The following is a 16733-nucleotide window of genomic DNA, read 5'->3' as shown; positions in this document are numbered from 1 at the left end:
GTCCACCCGGCGCCGGTTCGGGTCACGATTGGGTTTCAGGACTGGTTGCGCGGGTCTCCCACAGGCCACAGCGGCGAGTCGTCGCGGTGGCGGTAGTAGGGAGCATCGGAGGGCGCCAGCGGGGTGTTGCCGGCGATCAGGTCGGCCGCCTTCTCCGCGACCATCATCACGGGCGCGTAGATGTTGCCGTTGGTGACGTACGGGAAGACGCTCGCGTCCACGACCCGCAGTCCTTCGGTGCCGTGCACCTTCAACGAGGTGGGGTCGGTGACGGCCATCTCGCCGGTCCCCATCGCGGCGGTGCACGAGGGGTGCAGCGCGGTCTCGGCGTCCTTGCGGACCCACTCGAGGATCTCCTCGTCGGTCTCCACGCTCGGACCCGGGGACATCTCGCCGGCGTTGAACGGCGCGAAGGCGGGCTGGTTGAGGATGTTGCGCGCCACCCGGACCGCCTCCACCCACTCCTTCCGGTCCGTCGCGGTGGAGAGGTAGTTGAACAGCATCGACGGCTTCTGCGCCGGGTCGGCACTCTTGATCCGCACGTGCCCGCGGGTGTCGGCGTACATCGGGCCGATGTGCACCTGGTAGCCGTGCTGGCCCTTCTCCTGACCGGGCGCCATCGAGCCGTCGTAGCGGATCGCGATGGGCAGGAAGTGGAACATCAGGTTGGGCCAGTCCACGTCCTCATTGGACCGCGCGAACCCGCCGCCCTCGAAGTGGTTGGTCGCGCCCAGGCCCTTCTTCTGGAAGAGCCACTGCCAGGCGATCTTGGGCCGCTGGTGCCACACCAGACCGGGTGCGATCGAGACGGGCTGCTTGGAGGCGTACTGGATGTAGACCTCGAGGTGGTCCTGGAGGTTCTCGCCCACGCCGGGAAGGTTGTGCACGACGTCGATGCCGTGCTGCCGCAGCAGCGACTCCTCCCCCACGCCGGAGAGCTGGAGGAGCTGGGGCGTGTTGATCGCACCGCCGCAGCAGATCACCTCGCCGGCGTTGACGGTGTGCTCCCGGCTCGCCCGGCCGACACCGCGTACGTAGTCCACGCCGGTCGCCCGCGGGACGTCGCCGGAGGTGTCGAAGCGGATCTTGGTGGCGTACGCGAAGGTCTCGACCTCGAGGTTGGGGCGGCTCATCACCGGGTGCAGATAGGCCCGGGCGGCCGACCAGCGACGGCCGTGCTTGACGTTGCGGTCGAAGGGGGCGAACCCCTCCTGGCGGTAGCCGTTGACGTCGTCGGTGAGCGGGTAGCCGGCCTCCTGGGCGGCCTCGAAGAAGGCCGAGAAGAGCGGGTTCGCGGCGGGGCCGCGCTCGAGATGCAGCGGGCCGGAGCCGCCGCGCCACTGGTCGGCGCCGGAGGTGCCGTCCTCGAGGAAGCGGCTCTCCATGCGCTTGAAGTAGGGCAGGCAGTGGCGGTAGTCCCAGGTCTCCATACCGGGGTCGGCCGCCCAGCGCTCGTAGTCCAACGGGTTCCCGCGCTGGAAGATCATCCCGTTGATCGAGCTCGAGCCGCCGAGCACCTTGCCGCGCGCGTGGTAGACCTTTCGGCCACCGAGGTGAGGCTCAGGATCGGTCTCGTAGCCCCAGTCGTAGAGCTTCGAGCCGATCGGGAACGGCAGCGCCGCGGGCATGTGGATGAACGGGTCGATCTTGAAGTCGCTGTGGCCGGCCTCGAGGACCAGAACGCTCGTGGAAGGGTCGGCACTGAGCCGGTTGGCGAGCGCGGAGCCGGCCGAGCCACCGCCGACGATCACGTAGTCGTAGGTCTGGGTCATCGTCTTCACTTCTCCTCGGCGGTACGCGGCGCGAACCAGTGCTGCGGGCTGGGATCGATGTTGTGCCAGATGTGCTTGGTCTCGCGGTACTCCTCCAGCCCGGCCTGGCCGAGCTCGCGCCCGATCCCGGACTGCTTGTAGCCGCCCCACTCCGCCTGGGCGACGTACGGGTGGTAGTCGTTGATCCAGACCGTGCCCATCCTGAGCCTGGCGGCGACCCGCTCGGCGCGGCCGGCGTCGGAGGTCCACACCGCACCGGCGAGGCCGTAGATGGAGTCGTTGGCGATGCGAACGGCGTCGTCCTCGTCGCTGAAGGTCTCGACGGTGAGGACCGGTCCGAAGGACTCGTCCTGGGTCACGCTCATCTCGGTGGTGCAGTCGTCGAGGATGGTCGGCAGGTAGTAGAAGCCGTCGGCGAACTCGGCGCCGTCGGGGCGCTTCCCGCCGGTGCGCAGGGTGGCGCCCTCGGCCAGACCCCTCGCGACGTACGCCTCGACCTTGTCCCGGTGGGCGCTGCTGGTCAGCGGCCCGGTCTCAGCCTCATCGTCGAAGGGGCCGCCGAGGCGGATCTGCTCGGCCCGGGCGACGAGCTCGTCGACGAAGCGGTCCTTGATCGACTCCTCGATGATCAGCCGCGCTCCGGCGGAGCAGACCTGGCCGGAGTGCAGGAAGACCGCGGTCAGCGCGAAGTCGAGCGCGGTCTCGAGGTCGGAGTCGGCGAAGACGATGTTGGGATTCTTGCCACCGAGCTCGAGGGCGACCTTCTTCACGGTGCCTGAGGCGTTGGCCATCAGCCGCTTACCCGTGGCCAGGCCACCGGTGAAGGAGACCAGGTCGACGCGCGGGTCCTCGGACAGCGGCGCGCCGGCGGTCGGGCCCTCGCCGAGAATCAGGTTGCCGACACCGGCCGGCAGGCCGGCCTCCTCGAGCACCTTCATCAGGTGGATCGCGGTGTGCGGCGTGATCTCGCTGGGCTTGAGCACAAACGTGTTGCCCGCGGCCAGGCACGGCGCGACCTTCCACGCGACCTGCAGCAGCGGGTAGTTCCACGGGGTGATCAGTCCGCAGACCCCGACCGGCTCGTGGACGATCCGGCTCTTGACGGAAGGGTTCCCGGTGTCGACCACCCGCCCGGCGTCCTCGGTGGCGATGTGGCCGAAATGACGGAACACGGAGACCACGTCGGCGACGTCGTACTCGCTCTCGACCAGCCGCTTCCCGGTGTCGAGCGACTCCGCCCGAGCGACGATCGCGGTGTCCCGCTCGAGCAGGTCGGCGACCCTCAGCAGCAGGTCGCCGCGCTCCCGCGCAGGCGTCGCCGGCCACACGCCACTGTCGAAGGCGTTCCGCGCCGCGGCGATCGCGGCCCGGGTGTCCTCCGCTCCAGCCTCCGCAACGGTTCCGACAACCGCGCCGTCGGCTGGGCAGCGGATCTCCCGCTGCTCGCCCGACTGCGCGGGCAACCAGCGCCCGTCGATGTAGATCTGGCTCATGCAACCTCCGACGTCGGGTTGCTCAACAGGCAACCGCGGGTGAATTGCAAATGATCCTGCGCCGAGTGAAGGACCAGGTCAAGTGCTGGGAGGACAAAGTTGTTGCAGGTGGTACAAATTTGTTGCAACTGATACAAATGGCTGCGGCGGTTGTTACAGTCGCCGCATGACGACCGCTGGTACCGCGCCCGCGAAAGATCCACAGCGCCGCGCTGCCTGGGCCGAACTGGCGACCGACTACGTCCACGAGCACGGCCTGATCGGCCTGAGCCTGCGCCCGCTGGCGGCCGAGCTGGGCACCAGCAACCGGGTCCTGCTCTACCACTTCGGCACCAAGGACCAGCTGGTCGCCGACGTGCTCCGCACATCCAACAAGCGATCGGTCGCCGAGGTAGCCGCGCTCGAGCCCTCCAAGGACCTGCGATCCGCTGTCTATGACCTCTGGGCGGTGATGGAGGGCGACCGGTGCAGCCGGATCTACGTGGAGGCGGCCGCACTCGGTCTCTTCGGCAGGGAGCCGTACGTCTCGGCGGTCCGCGAAGCCAACACACTGTGGATGCGCGTTCTCATCGCGCATCTGGACAAGTCGGGAGTGGATCCCGCCGTCGCCGAACGGGCAGCCCACGTCATCGACGCCGCCTTCATGGGCTTCCAGCTCAGCCTGGGTCCCGACGGGAGCCTTCCAGAGCGCGCCCGGTCCGTCGACGATCTGGCGGACGCCGTCTCCGCTCTGGCCTGACCGGCGCGACCCCCGACGCGGACCGCTCCAGTCGATGTCACACCGCCGGGTCCTGGACAGAGGTCGAACCCCGATCCTTGATTCCGCGACGCTGCGGCGCTAGCGCCGTTACGCTCGATGGTTGACCGAGTTGGCCGTTGATGGAGGCATGCGCATGATTCGTTCGGGCCCTATCCAAATTCTGACAACGGCGTTGGCATTCGGCGTCGCCACGATGCTCATCGCCGCGTCGACTACGTCACCCGCCACGGCTCAACCCCGGGCCGAACGTCTGGGCAAGGCCGAGACCCCCGTGCCCGGCCTGGTGCCGAAGCCGCTCCAGGTGAGCGCGAAGGGCGGGCCCGATTTCGTCCTGACCGAGCAGTCCCGGATCGTCGCCCGTGGCACTGACGCCGACGAGGTCGGTGTCCTCATGGCCGCCGAACTGCGCCCGGCGACCGGCTTCGATCTCCCGGTCGTCGCCGGCAGGGCGACCCGTCGCGATGTCGTCCTGACCATCGACCCCAAGGCCGGGTTCGGCGAGGTCGAGGGCAACCCGGAGGCGTACAAGATCTCCTCGACGGCCAACGGGGTCAAGGTCACCGGGGCGAGTCGCCACGGGCTGTTCAACGGCACCCAGACGCTGCGTCAACTGCTGCCGGCGTTTGCCTCATCGACCGTCCGGGTGAACACCGACTGGACGGTGCCAGCCGTCTCGATCCTGGACGCGCCACGGTTCGGCTATCGCGGACTCATGCTCGATGTCGCCCGCTCGTTCCTCGAGGTCGACGAGGTCAAGCAGGTCATCGACGCCGCGGCGGCGGCCAAGATCTCGGTGCTGCACCTGCACTTGGCCGACGACCAGGGGTGGCGGATCGACATCACCAACTCCGGTCGGGCGGCCGACGACGACATCGACTACACGGCGCTGACCCGGGTCTCGGGTGCGACCGCGGTGCTCGGCAACCCGTATCAGAGCGCCGACGGTCACACTGGGTTCTACACCCAGGACGACTATCGCTCGCTGGTGCGGTACGCCGCCGAGCGCGAGATCGAGATCATCCCCGAGATCGACATCCCCGGCCACACGAATGCCGCCCTGGCCGCGATCCCGCAACTCAACACCGCCGGGTCGAGCCACCCGGCGACCGAGGACGAGCCGGTGGCGCCGCACAACGGGACCATCGACGTCGGCTACTCCTACCTCGATCCGACCTCGGAGGCGACCTACACGTTCATCGAGCACGTCTTCTCACAGCTCGCCGCGCTGACGCCGTCCGAGTTCCTGCACGTCGGCGGCGACGAGTCGCATGCGATGACGCAGCGCTATGGCCACGAGGGCTACGTGGCGTTCGTCGAGCGGGCGCTCGCGATCGTCCACGGACTCGGGAAGAAGACGATCGGCTGGAACGAGTACGCCGAGTCCGGGCTCACCGCGGGTGACGGTGTGCAGTACTGGGCCGGCACGACCGAGCGCGCGAAGCGCGCCGTCATCGAGGACGGCGCCAAGCTGCTCGTCTCGCCGGGGAACATGTCCTACCTCGACATGAAGTATCACCCGAAGACGCCGATCGGGCTCTCCTGGGCGTGCTCGGGCGACTGCGACGTCGCGCACTACTACGACTGGAGCCCGCAGGAGGTCATCGCGGGCGTCGGGGACGAGCACATCCTCGGCACCGAGGCGCCGCTGTGGTCCGAGACGATCCGGGGCGTCGATCAGGCCGAGTTCATGATCTACCCTCGCATCCTCGCGCACGGGGAGACCGGCTGGACCGCCGAGTCGCTGCGCTCGCCGTCGGACTTCGCGGCGCGGCTCGCCTCGGTCGGTCCGCGACTGGCTGCCGCCGGCACCAACTTCTACGACGGGCCGCAGATCGCCTGGTCGACGGAGCTGGCCGGGACCGATGCTGCGGTGTCGGCAGGGTCGGTTGGATCGGTCTCGATCGGACTGCTCGCCGCCCCCGGGACCAAGACGGACGGGACCACGGTCACCGTCGACGAGGTCGACGACGCAGACAGCACCGGTGGCTCGTCGCTGACCGCACCGCTCACCGCGACAGTCGACTTCGGTGACGGGTCGGCTCCGGTCCCCTCACGGTTCACCGCGTCTGAATTCCGGGATTCGCTCCACGCTGCTGGGGTCTATGCAGTGACGGCGGCTCATGCGTACGACTCCCCGGGGACGTATCGCGGCAAGATCACTGCGTCCAACGGCTCGACGACGAGGTTCACCGTCACGGTCTCCTGATCGAGCGGAGGTTGTGAAGCCGAGAGTGGCCTATGGCTCACTCTCGGCTTCACAACCTCCCGATGTCACAGACGTCGCGGGGCCGGTGTCCTTGGGGTATGAGCAAACAAGAAGCCTTCAGCAGGAGCCGGGTCGTGGTCGTCGGTGGCGGGTACGCCGGCGTGATGGCCGCGAACCGACTCACCAAGCGCGACGACATCGCCATCACCCTGGTCAACTCGCGCGACCACTTCGTCGAGCGGATCCGGCTGCACCAGCTGGTCGGCGGTACGTCCGAGGCGGTGGTGGCCTACGCCGACATCCTGAGCCCGCGGGTCCGTCTGCGCGTCGGCACGGTGAGCGCCATCGACGCCGCCGCGCGGACGGTCGCGCTCGAGGACGGGCAGGAGGTGGCGTACGACTATCTGGTCTACGCCGTCGGCAGCACCGGCGAGACGCAGGTGACGGGAGCGCGGGAGCATGCCTTCGGCATCTCGACCTACGAGGAGGCGACCCGGCTGCGGGCCGCGCTGGAGACGACGCCGGCCGACGCGCCGGTGGTCGTCGTCGGCGGCGGCCCAACCGGCATCGAGGTCTCCTCCGAGCTCGCCGAGGCCGGCCGGAACGTGGCGCTGATCTGCGGCGACAGGCTCGGCCCGTGGCTGCACGAGAAGGGCCGGGCGGACGCCGAGCGCGCCCTGCGGCGGCTGGGCGTCGGCATCGTCGAGGGTGCCCGGGTGGCGGAGGTGCTGGACGGCCGGGTACGCCTCGACAACGGCCGCGAGCTCACCAGCTCGGTGACGATCTGGACCGCCGGGTTCACCACGCCGGCCCTGGCGCGCCGCAGCGGGCTCTCCACCGACGAAGTGGGCCGGCTGGTCACCGACGAGACCCTGACCAGCGTCGACGACGACAGGATCGTCGCGACCGGGGACGCCTCCGCGCCGTCGGGGCTGCCGTACCGGATGAGCTGCCAGGCGGCCAACCAGCTCGGGCCGTTGGCCGCCGAGACGGTGCTCGAGCGCCTCGCGGGCGCGACACCGAAGCCCGTTAGCATCGGGTTCGTGGGCGAGTGCATCAGTATCGGCCGCGGGCTCGGCCTGGTGAACTTCTCCCGCCGCGACGACTCGGCCGTGGGTGCTCGCCTCCGTGGCGTGACCGCGGCGAAGGTGAAGGAGCTGGTCTGCCGCAGCACGATCTGGGCCCTGGGGATGGAGGCGCGTCACCCGGGCTCCGCGATCGGTCTCAAGGACAGGTCGCGCGCCGCACGCGTCCAGGCGGCAGCGGCACCGCTGGTCCGGGAGCCCAGCCTGTGAGTCTCGCGGTCACCGTCGTCGCCTGGCTCCTGGCCGCGCTCCTGCTCGTCGTCGGGGTGGCCCATCTGGTCGCCCCCGGCAAGGTGGAGCCGCTCGTCCCGGAGTGGTGGCCGGCCAAGCGGCTGACGGTGTACGCCTCCGGGGTCGCCGAGGTGGTGATCGGGATCGGCCTGCTGGTCCCGGCCACCCGCCCCTGGGCGGCCGGCGTGGCGGTGCTGATGTTCCTCGCCTACACGCTCGTCCACCTCGACGACCTCCGCCACACGGCCGGTGCCTCCCGTCTCAGCGACACCACCGGCGGGGTCGTCACCCGGGGCGTCGTGAACCTCGCGTACGCCGGTCTCGCCGCCTTCGTCCTTCTCGGCTGAGCCTTCGGGAGGAGTTCAGGCAGCGGTCGTACGGCGGTCGCCACGGGATCACGCGGCACGGCCAGGTTGAGGGCCACCCTCACCGAAAGAGATCCCGATGCGTACCTTCGTCCGGTCGCTGACCGCGGTCCTCGCCGCGGCTGCGTTCCTCTCCCCCACCGCCGCCACGGCGAGCACGACCGACTCTGCGCGGACCTCCGCCGACCTCGGTACGCCGCACCCGGAGGCGCATGCGCACAACGACTACGAGCACGACCGTCCGCTGCTCGACGCGCTCGAGCACGGCTTCACGAGCGTCGAGGCCGACGTGTGGCTGGTCGACGGCGAGCTCCTGGTGGCGCACGACGCGGAGGACCTCGACCCGTCGCGCACGCTGGAGGGTCTCTACCTCGCCCCGCTCAAGAAGCTTGTCAGCGGCAAGGGACGCGACGTGTATCCCGGCTACGACGGGACCTTCCAACTCCTGATCGACATCAAGAACACCGGCGAGGCGACCTACGCGGCGATCGAGAAGGAGCTCGGCGACTACGAGGAGCTCTTCACGCGCTACGAGAACGGCACCGTCAAGGACGGTCCGGTCGAGGCGGTCATCAGCGGTGACCGGCCGCTGGAGACGATGCGGAGCGCGACCGAGCGGTTCAGCTTCTACGACGGCCGGATGAGCGACCTCCGCTCCGGCATGCCGGCCTCGCTGATGCCGCTGGTCAGCGACAACTGGACCAAGGTCTTCGTCTGGCAGGGCATCGGCCCGATGCCGGAGACCGAGCGCCGCAAGCTCCACGAGATCGTCGACCACGCTCACGCCAAGGGCTACCGGGTGCGCTTCTGGGCGACGCCGGACACCGACGGCCCCGCGCGCGAGGCGGTCTGGACCGAGCTGCTCGCAGCCGGCGTCGACCACATCAACACCGACGACCTCGAGGATCTGGATGCCTTCCTGACCGCCAACGGCTAGGCACGTCCCAAGGTCGATGTCACAGTCCGAGGCGCCGTCTCGTCCCAGGGTGGAAGATGTGGACCTGAGGGAGGACGACCGTGACACCTGAGACCGAGATCGAGTTCGAGGAGCTGCGCCCGCTGCTGTTCTCGATCGCCTACCGGATCCTCGGCAGCGTGAGCGAGGCCGAGGACGCGGTGCAGGAGACCTGGCTCCGGCTGGAGGGGACCTCGACCGAGCCCGACTCGCTCAAGGCCTACCTGTCGACCGTGGTCACCCGGATCTCGCTCGACGTGCTGCGCTCCGCGCGGGTGCGGCGGGAGACGTACGTCGGGCCGTGGTTCCCCGAGCCGCTGCCGACCGACAGCCACGTCGACGAGCATGCGGACCTCTACGCCAGCCCCGAGCTCGCGACGGAGCTGGCCGACTCGGTGTCGATGGCCGCGCTGCTGCTCCTCGAACGGCTCAGTCCGCTGGAGCGGGCGGTATTCGTGCTGCGCGAGGTGTTCCACTTCGGCTTCGCCGACATCGCCGCGGCGGTCGACCGTTCCGAGGCCGCCTGCCGGCAGCTCGCCTCCCGCGCCCGGCGGCACATGGACGAGGGCAAGCCGCGGTTCGAGGCCGACCGGCGCAAGCGGGTCGAGCTCTCCAGCCGGTTCTTCGAGGCGCTGCGCGACGGCGACCTCGACCGGCTCCAGGCGCTGCTCGCCGCCGATGTCGAGACCGTCAACGACGGTGGTGGCGTGGCCGGTGGCTCCGGTGGCCGGTACGGCGCCGAGAAGGCCGCTCGCATCCTGATCGCGGCCGTGCCGCCGTTGCTCGCCATCGGGGCCCGCCTGGAGCAGCGCGAGCTCAACGGCGAGCCGGGCGCCATCCTGCGCGACCCCGACGGCGCCATCCTCGGCACCTGGACCCTCGACATCCTCGACGGCCAGATCCAGCGGATCCGCTCGGTCACCAACCCCGAGAAACTTGGCCACCTGGGCCCGGTCGCGGACCTGAAGGACGTCGTACGCCGCCGCAACCGCCACCGCCGCGGGCTGTGACCGGCGGTCACAGCCCGCGACGCGGGGGTTGAGCGGCTCAGCGGATCAGACCGTCGCACCCTGTCGGGCCAGCGGCCGCATACCGAGGTCGGCGGTGCGTACGTCCTTGGTCTCGCGGGCGGTCAGGGCAGCGACCGACGCGACGAGGCAGACGACCGCGGTGTAGCCCGCCGTGACGACCCAGCCGCCCTCCTGCACGCCACCCAGAGCGGTGACGATCGAGGGTGTGAACCCGGCCAGCATGAAGCCGATCTGGGTCCCGATCGCGACACCGGAGAAGCGCACCGGGGTCGAGAACATCTCGCCGTAGAACGACGGCCAGGTCGCGTTCGCGGCTGCGTATCCGAAGGAGAAGGTGACGATCGCGAGCGCGAAGACGAGCAGCTCGTTGCCCTGGCTCATCGAGAGCAGGTAGAACGGCATCATCACCGCACTGGCCACGGCACCGTAGATGAAGACCGGCTTGCGCCCGATCCGGTCCGCGAGCCGGCCGAACATCGGCTGGGTGAACAGCGCGACGACGTTGGCCGCGACGACCAGCCACAGCGTGATCGAGTCGACCATGCCGACCGCGACACCGTAGGCGATGGCCAGGTTGCCGAAGACCGTGGAGACGGCCGCGATGAAGGCGCAGCAGATGACCCGCAGCACGTCGACCCAGTGGTCACGCAGCAGCACCGCGAGGGGCAGCTTGGCGACCTCGTTGTTGGCCTTGGCCTCCTCGAACTCCGGGGTCTCGTTGAGGCGGCTACGGATGAAGAACGCCACCACGACGACGATCGCGGAGAGCCAGAACGGGATCCGCCAGCCGATGCCGTACTTGATGTCGTCGGGCAGCGCGACGACCGGGATGAAGACGAGCGCAGCCAGGATCTGGCCGCCCTGGGTGCCGGTGAGGGTCCAGGACGTGTAGAAGGAGCGCTTGTCGTCGGGGGCGTGCTCGAGTGTGAGCGAGCTGGCGCCAGCCTGCTCGCCCGCGGCCGAGAGCCCTTGGAGCAGCCGGCAGAAGACCAGCAGTGCGGGCGCGATCCAGCCGGCCTGGTCGTACGTCGGCAGACAGCCGATCAGGAACGTGCCGCCACCCATCAGCAGAAGGGTGAACAGCAGCACCTTCCGGCGGCCGATCCGGTCACCGAAGTGACCGACGAAGACCGCGCCGACAGGGCGGGCGACGTACGCGAACGCGAACGTCGCGAACGACATCACCAGCGCGGCGTCGCCGGTGCTGGGGAAGAAGACGTGCGGAAAGATCAGCGCCGCGGCAGAGCCGAAGACGAAGAAGTCGTAGTACTCGACGGCACTGCCCATGAAGCTGGCCAGCGCGGCCCGTACCGGGGTCTTGCCTTCTTGGTTCTCGGTGTCAGGTCCCGCCATCGGGTCCTCCTCGGGGTTTGACCCGCGGTCCTGACCGCGGGCTGGTGGGGGGGTGCTGTGTCTGAATGTCTGGAACTGAAGCTGGGAGTCAGCCGGCCGCGGCCAGCTCGCGCAGGTGGGCGAGCATCCGCCCGGCATCGGGGTCGATGCCGGTGATCAGCCGGAAGGCGTCGACAGCCTGGTAGACCGCCATGTGGCCTCCGTGGAGCGTCCGGCAGCCGACCTCCCGCGCCGCCTGCAGCAGCGCGGTGTCCAGAGGCCGGTAGACGATGTCCGCCACCCACAGCTCGGGGCGGAGGAGACTCGTGTCCAGCGGCGTACCGGGGTGGTCGGCCATGCCGACCGGGGTGCAGTTGACCAATCCGTCGGCGTCGGGCAGGAGCGCCGGCAGCTTGTCGACGTGGCTCGCCTCGACGGTGCTCTCCGGGTGGTGACGCCGGATCTCCTCGACGCGCGCCTGGGCGCGGTCGAGATCCATGTCGGCGATGACCAGCTGGTCGACGCCCTGGGCCACGAGCGCGTGAGCGACGGCCGAGCCCGCCCCTCCCGCGCCGAGCTGGACGACGGTGCCGAGCGGGGCACCCGGCATCCCGGTACGCAGCGCGTGGCCGAACCCGGTCGTGTCGGTGTTGTAGCCGACCGCACCGCCGTCGGTGAAGACGACGGTGTTGACCGCACCGAGGCGGGCCGCGGTCTCGTCGAGCCGGTCGAGGTGCTCGATCACGAGCTCCTTGCACGGGTGGGTGATGTTGAGCGCGTCGAAGCCGAGTCGTCGAGCCTCCCTCATCAGGTCGCCCACGCGCTCGGCCGGGACGCCCAGCTCGGTGATGTCGAGCGTCTTGTAGACGTACGACAACCCGTGCTCGAACCCTTCGCGCATGTGCAGCGCCGGACTCAGCGAGGGTCCTACTCCCGCGCCGATCAGGCCGACAAGAAACGAAGACTTCATCCAGACGATCCTTAATGTACGAACTAGTACGTTACGAGAGTGAAGGGGATCACATCCGTCCCCGCGACGTCAACCCCCGCACGGCAACGAGCCCGTCCCCGCAGCGCGGGAACGGGCTCTTCGGGGGTCTGCGTCAGTGAGCGGTGAGCCAGCCGACGACGATGTCGCCGAGGATGCGGCGGTGACGCTCGCGTACGTCGGGCGCGAGCATGTCGCGGCCGAAGAGGAAGCCGAAGGTGGCGCTGTTGGCGACCTGGAAGACGCAGTACGAGCTGATCATCATGTGCACGTCGACGGCATCGACGTCGTCGCGCAGCTCGCCGGAAGCGCGCCCGCGGGCGAGGACCTCGTCGAGGAGCGAGGCGGCCGGCGTACCGAGGTCGCGCAGCGACTCGACCTTCCCCAGGTGCTGGCCGTGATGGATGTTCTCCACCGAGACGAGACGGATGAAGGCCGGGTGGTCGTGGTGGTGGTCGAAGGTCAGCTCGGCGATCCGTCGCACCGCATCGACGGGACTCAGGTGGTCGGCATGCAGCCCCTGCTCCGTCTCACGGATGCGGCGATAGGCAGCCTCGAGGACGGCGAGGTAGAGCCCCTCCTTGCCGCCGAAGTAGTAGTAGATCATCCGCTTCGTCGTGCGGGTGCGCTCGGCGATCTCGTCGACCCGCGCACCGGAGTAGCCCTGCTCGGAGAAGATCTCGGTCGCGATCTCGAGCAGATCAGACCGGGTGCGTTCGGCATCACGCGACTGAACCATGCCCCGAGCCTAGAGCACGACCGGCTTCCCAACTCACAACAATGTATGTACCGTTTCGTACATTAGCGACGAACGGAGAACCATGCGCACCTCGATCGCCACGGTCTGTCTCAGCGGCGGCCTGGTCCAGAAGATGTACGCCGCGGCCGAAGCCGGCTTCGACGCGATCGAGATCTTCGAGCCCGACCTCATCGCCGCACCTCAGTCCCCCGAGGAGATCCGGGCACTCGCCGACCGGCTCGGGCTCACCCTCGACCTCTACCAGCCCTTCCGCGACGCCGAGGGCGTCGACGAGACCGCCTTCCAGGACGTACAGCACCGCGCCGAGGCGAAGTTCCGGCTGATGCGGCGGCTCGGCATCGACCTGATGCTGGTCTGCAGCAACGTCGGCACCGCGACCGTCGACGACGACGAGGTCTCCGCGGGACAGCTGCGGCGGCTGGGTGACCTGGCGGCGACGTACGACATCCGGCTCGCCTACGAGGCGCTCGCCTGGGGACGGTTCGTCGACGACTACCGGCGCTCGTGGCGCATCGTCGAGCTCGCCGACCACCCCAACGTCGGGATCTGCCTGGACAGCTTCCACATCCTCTCGCGCGGCCACGACCCCAAGCAGATCGAGGAGATCCCGGCCGAGAAGATCTTCTTCCTGCAGCTCGCCGACGCTCCGGCGCTCAGCATGGACGTGCTCTCCTGGAGCCGTCACCACCGGCTCTTCCCCGGCGAGGGCAGCTTCGACCTGCCGGCCTTCCTCGGCCACGTGCTGCGCGCCGGCTACGACGGCCCGCTGTCGCTGGAGGTCTTCAACGACACCTTCCGCCAGACCGACCCGGTACGCACCGCCCGTCAGGCCCAGCGCTCGCTGCGCTGGCTGGCCGACCGCACCGCCGAACTGCTCGGCGAGGAGGCCGGCCGCGGGCGCCCGCTCCCCCGGCTGCCCCAGGTGGACGCGCCGGAGGCCTTCGACTTCGTGGAGATCAAGGCACCAGACACCTCCGGTGTCGAGGTGCTGCTCGAGCAGCTCGGCTTCGACTTCGGCGGCCGCCACCGCAGCAAGCAGGTACGGCTGTGGACCTGGGGTGCGGCCCGCGTCGTGTGCAACGACGTGCCCAGCTCCTCCCCCGAGCCGCACATCGCGGCCGTCGGCTTCGACGTCGCCGACTCGGACCCGGCCGCAGAGCGTGCCGCACGGCTGATGGCGCCGCCGGTCCACCGCCGGACGTACGCCGGAGAGCAGGCGCTGCGCGCCTTCACCTCCCCCGACGGCACCGAGGTCTTCCTCTCGCACGCGGAGGACTGGATCGGCGAGTTCGACGGTGGCGTCTCGAGCACCGACGGACATGCCGTGCGGATCGACCACGTCAACCTGGTCCAGCCCTGGCACAGCTTCGACGAGGCGGTCCTCTTCTACACCAGCGTGCTGTCGCTGACCCCGCAGCCGACCCAGGAGGTCGCCGGCCCGGCCGGTCTCGTACGCAGCCAGGTGATGAGCTCGCCGGCCGGCGGCGTACGCCTTCCGCTCAACCTACTCCCGTCCGGGCAGCTCCCCAACGATCAGCAGGGCCACGCCCAGCACATCGCGCTCGCCTGCCACGACATCATCGGGGTCGTCGCGGCCGCTCGGGAGCGCGGTCTGCGGCCGCTCGAGGTCCCGGGCAACTACTACGACGATCTGGTCGCCCGCTTCGGCCTCACCGACGACCTCGTCACCACCCTGCGCGATCTCGATCTGCTCTACGACCGCGACGCCGATGGTGAGTACCTGCACTGCTACACCGAGACCGTCGGCGAGGTCTTCTTCGAGCTCGTCGAGCGCCGCGATCGCTACGACGGCTACGGCGCCGGCAACGCCCCCGTACGCCTCGCCCAACAGTCCCGCTGAGTCGGCGCATCCTCACCAAGGAAGGCGCCGAGTCGGCGCGTCATGACGCGCCGACTCGGCGTGGAATCCGGTCAGAATGAGCCGACTCGGCGGGGATCAGAAGTTGCCGCGGCGCTCCTGCTCGCGCTCGATGGCCTCGAAGAGGGCCTTGAAGTTGCCCTTGCCGAAGCCGAGGGAGCCGTGGCGCTCGATCATCTCGAAGAAGACCGTGGGGCGGTCGCCGATCGGCTTGGTGAAGATCTGCAGCAGGTAGCCGTCCTCGTCGCGGTCGACCAGGATGCCGCGCTTCTGCAGCTCCTCGATCGGCACGCGCACCTCACCGATCCGGGCGCGCAGCTCGGGGTCCTCGTAGTAGGAGTCGGGGGTGTTGAGGAACTCGATGCCGGCGTCGCGCAGCGCGTCGACGGTGGCCAGGATGTCGCCGGTCGCCAGCGCGAGGTGCTGGGCGCCGGGGCCCTGGTAGAACTCCAGGTATTCGTCGATCTGCGACTTCTTCTTGGCGATCGCCGGCTCGTTGAGCGGGAACTTCACCCGGTGGTTGCCGTTGGCCACGACCTTCGACATCAGCGCGGAGTAGTCGGTGGCGATGTCGTCGCCGATGAACTCGGCCATGTTGGTGAAGCCCATGACTCGGCCGTAGAAGTCGACCCACTCGTCCATCTTGCCGAGCTCGACGTTGCCGACGACGTGGTCGAGCGCCTGGAAGAGGCGCTTGGGGGCGCCCTCGGGCTTCTTCAGTGTCGAGGTGCGGGTGACGTAGCCGGGCAGGTAGGGGCCGTCGTAGCCGGACCGATCGACCAGCGTGTGGCGGGTCTCGCCGTAGGTGGCGATCGCGGCGATGCGTACGGTGCCGTGCTCGTCGCTCACATCGTGGGGCTCCTCCAGGACGCGGGCACCCTGCTTGCGAGCGTGCTCGATGCAGCGGTCGACGTCGGGCACCTCGAGGGCGATGTCGATGACGCCGTCACCGTGGCGGGCGTGGTGGGCGATGATCTCGCTCTCGGGCGCGACGCCGCCCTTGATCACGAACCGCACTCCCCCGCTGCGCAGTACGAAGGCGTGGTGGTCGCGGTTGCCGGTCTCGGGACCGGAGTAGGCGACCAGCTCCATGCCGAAGGCGCTCTGGAAGAAGTGGGCGGTCTGGGTGGCGTTGCCGACAGCCCACACGACCGCGTCCCAGCCGGTGACCGGGAACGGGTCGGAGGTGTCGTCGTACGCCACGAGGCCGACGAGCTGCTCCAGCTCGGCCAGCCCGAGTCCGGCGAGCTTCTCTTGGTTGGTCAGGGTGTCTGCAAGCGTCATGCGGGCAAGTCAAGTGGGCCGAGTCACACCAAACAAGTTGACCACCGGGCACTGGGCAATCTGTCAGATCGGACCAGCATCCATCACGCTTTGCTAGGCACTTTGACTACCATCGAGCCATGAACCTCGATGACCTCGACGTCACCCTGCTGGAGACCCTGCACGCCCACCCGCGAGTCGGCGACCTCGAGCTCTCCAGGGTCGCCGGCGTCGCCCGCGCCACCGTGCAGAGCCGGCTCCGCAAGATGACCGAGGCCGGGGTGATCCGCGACTGGGCACCGACGATCGACCCGGCCGCCGCCGGCCACACGGTGCAGGCCTTCGTGACCCTGGAGATCTCCCAGGGAGCCCTCGAGGACGTACGTCGCGACCTCGCCGAGATCCCCGAGGTGCTGGAGGCGTACGTCACCACGGGTTCCTTCGACGTCTTCTGCAAGGTGGCGACCGGGTCGCACGCGAAGCTCCAAGAGGTGCTCGTACGCATCGACCAGTCCCACGCCGTCGTCCGCTCGACCAGCGTGGTCACCCTCTCCACCCTGATCGAGCCGCGCACCCTCGACCTGCTGCGCACCGGAGCAACACCGCGCTGACC

The 16733-nt window shown here is 69.2% G+C and carries 14 protein-coding genes; 8 read left to right on the top strand and 6 right to left on the bottom strand.

Features of this window, described 5'->3' with window-relative positions; translation table 11 throughout:
- Window positions 1-35: 35 nt before the first annotated feature.
- Window positions 36-1772, bottom strand: a complete 1737-nt coding sequence (gene betA / locus ABTW65_RS00215; RefSeq protein ID WP_350657746.1) for a choline dehydrogenase — start codon at window positions 1770-1772, stop codon at window positions 36-38.
- A 5-nt stretch (window positions 1773-1777) separates the two neighbouring features.
- Window positions 1778-3265 (bottom strand): aldehyde dehydrogenase family protein, encoded by a 1488-nt coding sequence (locus ABTW65_RS00210; protein WP_350657745.1) that lies wholly within the window; start codon window positions 3263-3265, stop codon window positions 1778-1780.
- A gap of 166 nt (window positions 3266-3431) precedes the next feature.
- On the opposite strand from ABTW65_RS00210, the gene ABTW65_RS00205 reads away from it, so the two are divergent.
- The 6 genes from ABTW65_RS00205 to ABTW65_RS00180 all read left to right on the top strand — a co-directional run bounded on the left by ABTW65_RS00205 (window position 3432) and on the right by ABTW65_RS00180 (window position 9877).
- A complete protein-coding gene (locus ABTW65_RS00205; RefSeq protein WP_350657744.1) occupies window positions 3432-4004 on the top strand; it encodes a TetR/AcrR family transcriptional regulator in 573 nt (190 codons plus the stop codon).
- A 193-nt stretch (window positions 4005-4197) separates the two neighbouring features.
- A complete protein-coding gene (locus ABTW65_RS00200; RefSeq protein ID WP_350657743.1) occupies window positions 4198-6231 on the top strand; it encodes a family 20 glycosylhydrolase in 2034 nt (677 codons plus the stop codon).
- Window positions 6232-6329: 98 nt separating this feature from the next.
- On the top strand, window positions 6330-7526 hold the full coding sequence (locus tag ABTW65_RS00195) for an NAD(P)/FAD-dependent oxidoreductase (RefSeq protein ID WP_350657742.1): 1197 nt from the start codon (window positions 6330-6332) through the stop codon (window positions 7524-7526).
- On the top strand, window positions 7523-7894 hold the full coding sequence (locus ABTW65_RS00190; protein ID WP_350657741.1) for a DoxX-related protein: 372 nt from the start codon (window positions 7523-7525) through the stop codon (window positions 7892-7894). The genes ABTW65_RS00195 and ABTW65_RS00190 overlap by 4 nt, the downstream gene beginning before the upstream one ends.
- A gap of 97 nt (window positions 7895-7991) precedes the next feature.
- Window positions 7992-8849, top strand: coding sequence for a phosphatidylinositol-specific phospholipase C/glycerophosphodiester phosphodiesterase family protein (locus tag ABTW65_RS00185; protein ID WP_350657740.1), 858 nt, complete (start codon window positions 7992-7994; stop codon window positions 8847-8849).
- Between the two features lie 80 nt (window positions 8850-8929).
- Window positions 8930-9877, top strand: a complete 948-nt coding sequence (locus ABTW65_RS00180) for an RNA polymerase sigma-70 factor (protein ID WP_350657739.1) — start codon at window positions 8930-8932, stop codon at window positions 9875-9877.
- A 45-nt stretch (window positions 9878-9922) separates the two neighbouring features.
- Here ABTW65_RS00180 and ABTW65_RS00175 read toward each other — a convergent pair whose 3' ends face one another.
- From ABTW65_RS00175 to ABTW65_RS00165, 3 genes are all read right to left on the bottom strand, one after another.
- The gene (locus ABTW65_RS00175) at window positions 9923-11251 is read right to left on the bottom strand and encodes an MFS transporter (protein ID WP_350657738.1); all 1329 of its coding nucleotides are present in this window, start codon (window positions 11249-11251) and stop codon (window positions 9923-9925) included.
- 88 nt (window positions 11252-11339) lie between these two features.
- Window positions 11340-12200 carry a shikimate dehydrogenase gene (locus ABTW65_RS00170; protein ID WP_350657736.1) on the bottom strand — a complete coding sequence of 287 codons (861 nt, stop codon included), beginning with the start codon at window positions 12198-12200 and terminating at the stop codon, window positions 11340-11342.
- Window positions 12201-12333: 133 nt separating this feature from the next.
- Window positions 12334-12957 (bottom strand): TetR/AcrR family transcriptional regulator, encoded by a 624-nt coding sequence (locus tag ABTW65_RS00165; RefSeq protein WP_350657735.1) that lies wholly within the window; start codon window positions 12955-12957, stop codon window positions 12334-12336.
- 82 nt (window positions 12958-13039) lie between these two features.
- Here ABTW65_RS00165 and ABTW65_RS00160 point away from each other — a divergent pair, with 82 nt between their 5' ends.
- Window positions 13040-14839 carry a bifunctional sugar phosphate isomerase/epimerase/4-hydroxyphenylpyruvate dioxygenase family protein gene (locus ABTW65_RS00160; RefSeq protein ID WP_350657734.1) on the top strand — a complete coding sequence of 600 codons (1800 nt, stop codon included), beginning with the start codon at window positions 13040-13042 and terminating at the stop codon, window positions 14837-14839.
- A gap of 96 nt (window positions 14840-14935) precedes the next feature.
- On the opposite strand, the gene hppD is transcribed toward ABTW65_RS00160, so the two are convergent.
- The gene (gene hppD, locus ABTW65_RS00155; RefSeq protein WP_350657733.1) at window positions 14936-16141 is read right to left on the bottom strand and encodes a 4-hydroxyphenylpyruvate dioxygenase; all 1206 of its coding nucleotides are present in this window, start codon (window positions 16139-16141) and stop codon (window positions 14936-14938) included.
- A 119-nt stretch (window positions 16142-16260) separates the two neighbouring features.
- On the opposite strand from hppD, the gene ABTW65_RS00150 reads away from it, so the two are divergent.
- A complete protein-coding gene (locus ABTW65_RS00150; RefSeq protein WP_350657732.1) occupies window positions 16261-16731 on the top strand; it encodes an Lrp/AsnC family transcriptional regulator in 471 nt (156 codons plus the stop codon).
- The last annotated feature ends 2 nt before the right edge of the window (window positions 16732-16733 follow it).

Source organism: Nocardioides sp. NPDC127503, from assembly GCF_040302165.1.
In the GTDB taxonomy this organism is placed as follows: domain Bacteria; phylum Actinomycetota; class Actinomycetes; order Propionibacteriales; family Nocardioidaceae; genus Nocardioides.
Note: the sequence above shows the minus strand (reverse complement) of the source record. Positions and strands in the feature narration are given on the sequence as shown.

Bases quoted from the DNA above. Each gene is read 5' to 3' on its own strand.
- betA (WP_350657746.1), bottom strand. From the start codon at position 1,772: ATGACCCAGACCTACGACTACGTGATCGTCGGCGGTGGCTCGGCCGGC.
- ABTW65_RS00210 (WP_350657745.1), bottom strand. From the start codon at position 3,265: ATGAGCCAGATCTACATCGACGGGCGCTGGTTGCCCGCGCAGTCGGGC.
- ABTW65_RS00205 (WP_350657744.1), top strand. From the start codon at position 3,432: ATGACGACCGCTGGTACCGCGCCCGCGAAAGATCCACAGCGCCGCGCT.
- ABTW65_RS00195 (WP_350657742.1), top strand. From the start codon at position 6,330: ATGAGCAAACAAGAAGCCTTCAGCAGGAGCCGGGTCGTGGTCGTCGGT.
- ABTW65_RS00185 (WP_350657740.1), top strand. From the start codon at position 7,992: ATGCGTACCTTCGTCCGGTCGCTGACCGCGGTCCTCGCCGCGGCTGCG.
- ABTW65_RS00175 (WP_350657738.1), bottom strand. From the start codon at position 11,251: ATGGCGGGACCTGACACCGAGAACCAAGAAGGCAAGACCCCGGTACGG.
- ABTW65_RS00170 (WP_350657736.1), bottom strand. From the start codon at position 12,200: ATGAAGTCTTCGTTTCTTGTCGGCCTGATCGGCGCGGGAGTAGGACCC.
- ABTW65_RS00165 (WP_350657735.1), bottom strand. From the start codon at position 12,957: ATGGTTCAGTCGCGTGATGCCGAACGCACCCGGTCTGATCTGCTCGAG.
- ABTW65_RS00160 (WP_350657734.1), top strand. From the start codon at position 13,040: ATGCGCACCTCGATCGCCACGGTCTGTCTCAGCGGCGGCCTGGTCCAG.
- hppD (WP_350657733.1), bottom strand. From the start codon at position 16,141: ATGACGCTTGCAGACACCCTGACCAACCAAGAGAAGCTCGCCGGACTC.
- ABTW65_RS00150 (WP_350657732.1), top strand. From the start codon at position 16,261: ATGAACCTCGATGACCTCGACGTCACCCTGCTGGAGACCCTGCACGCC.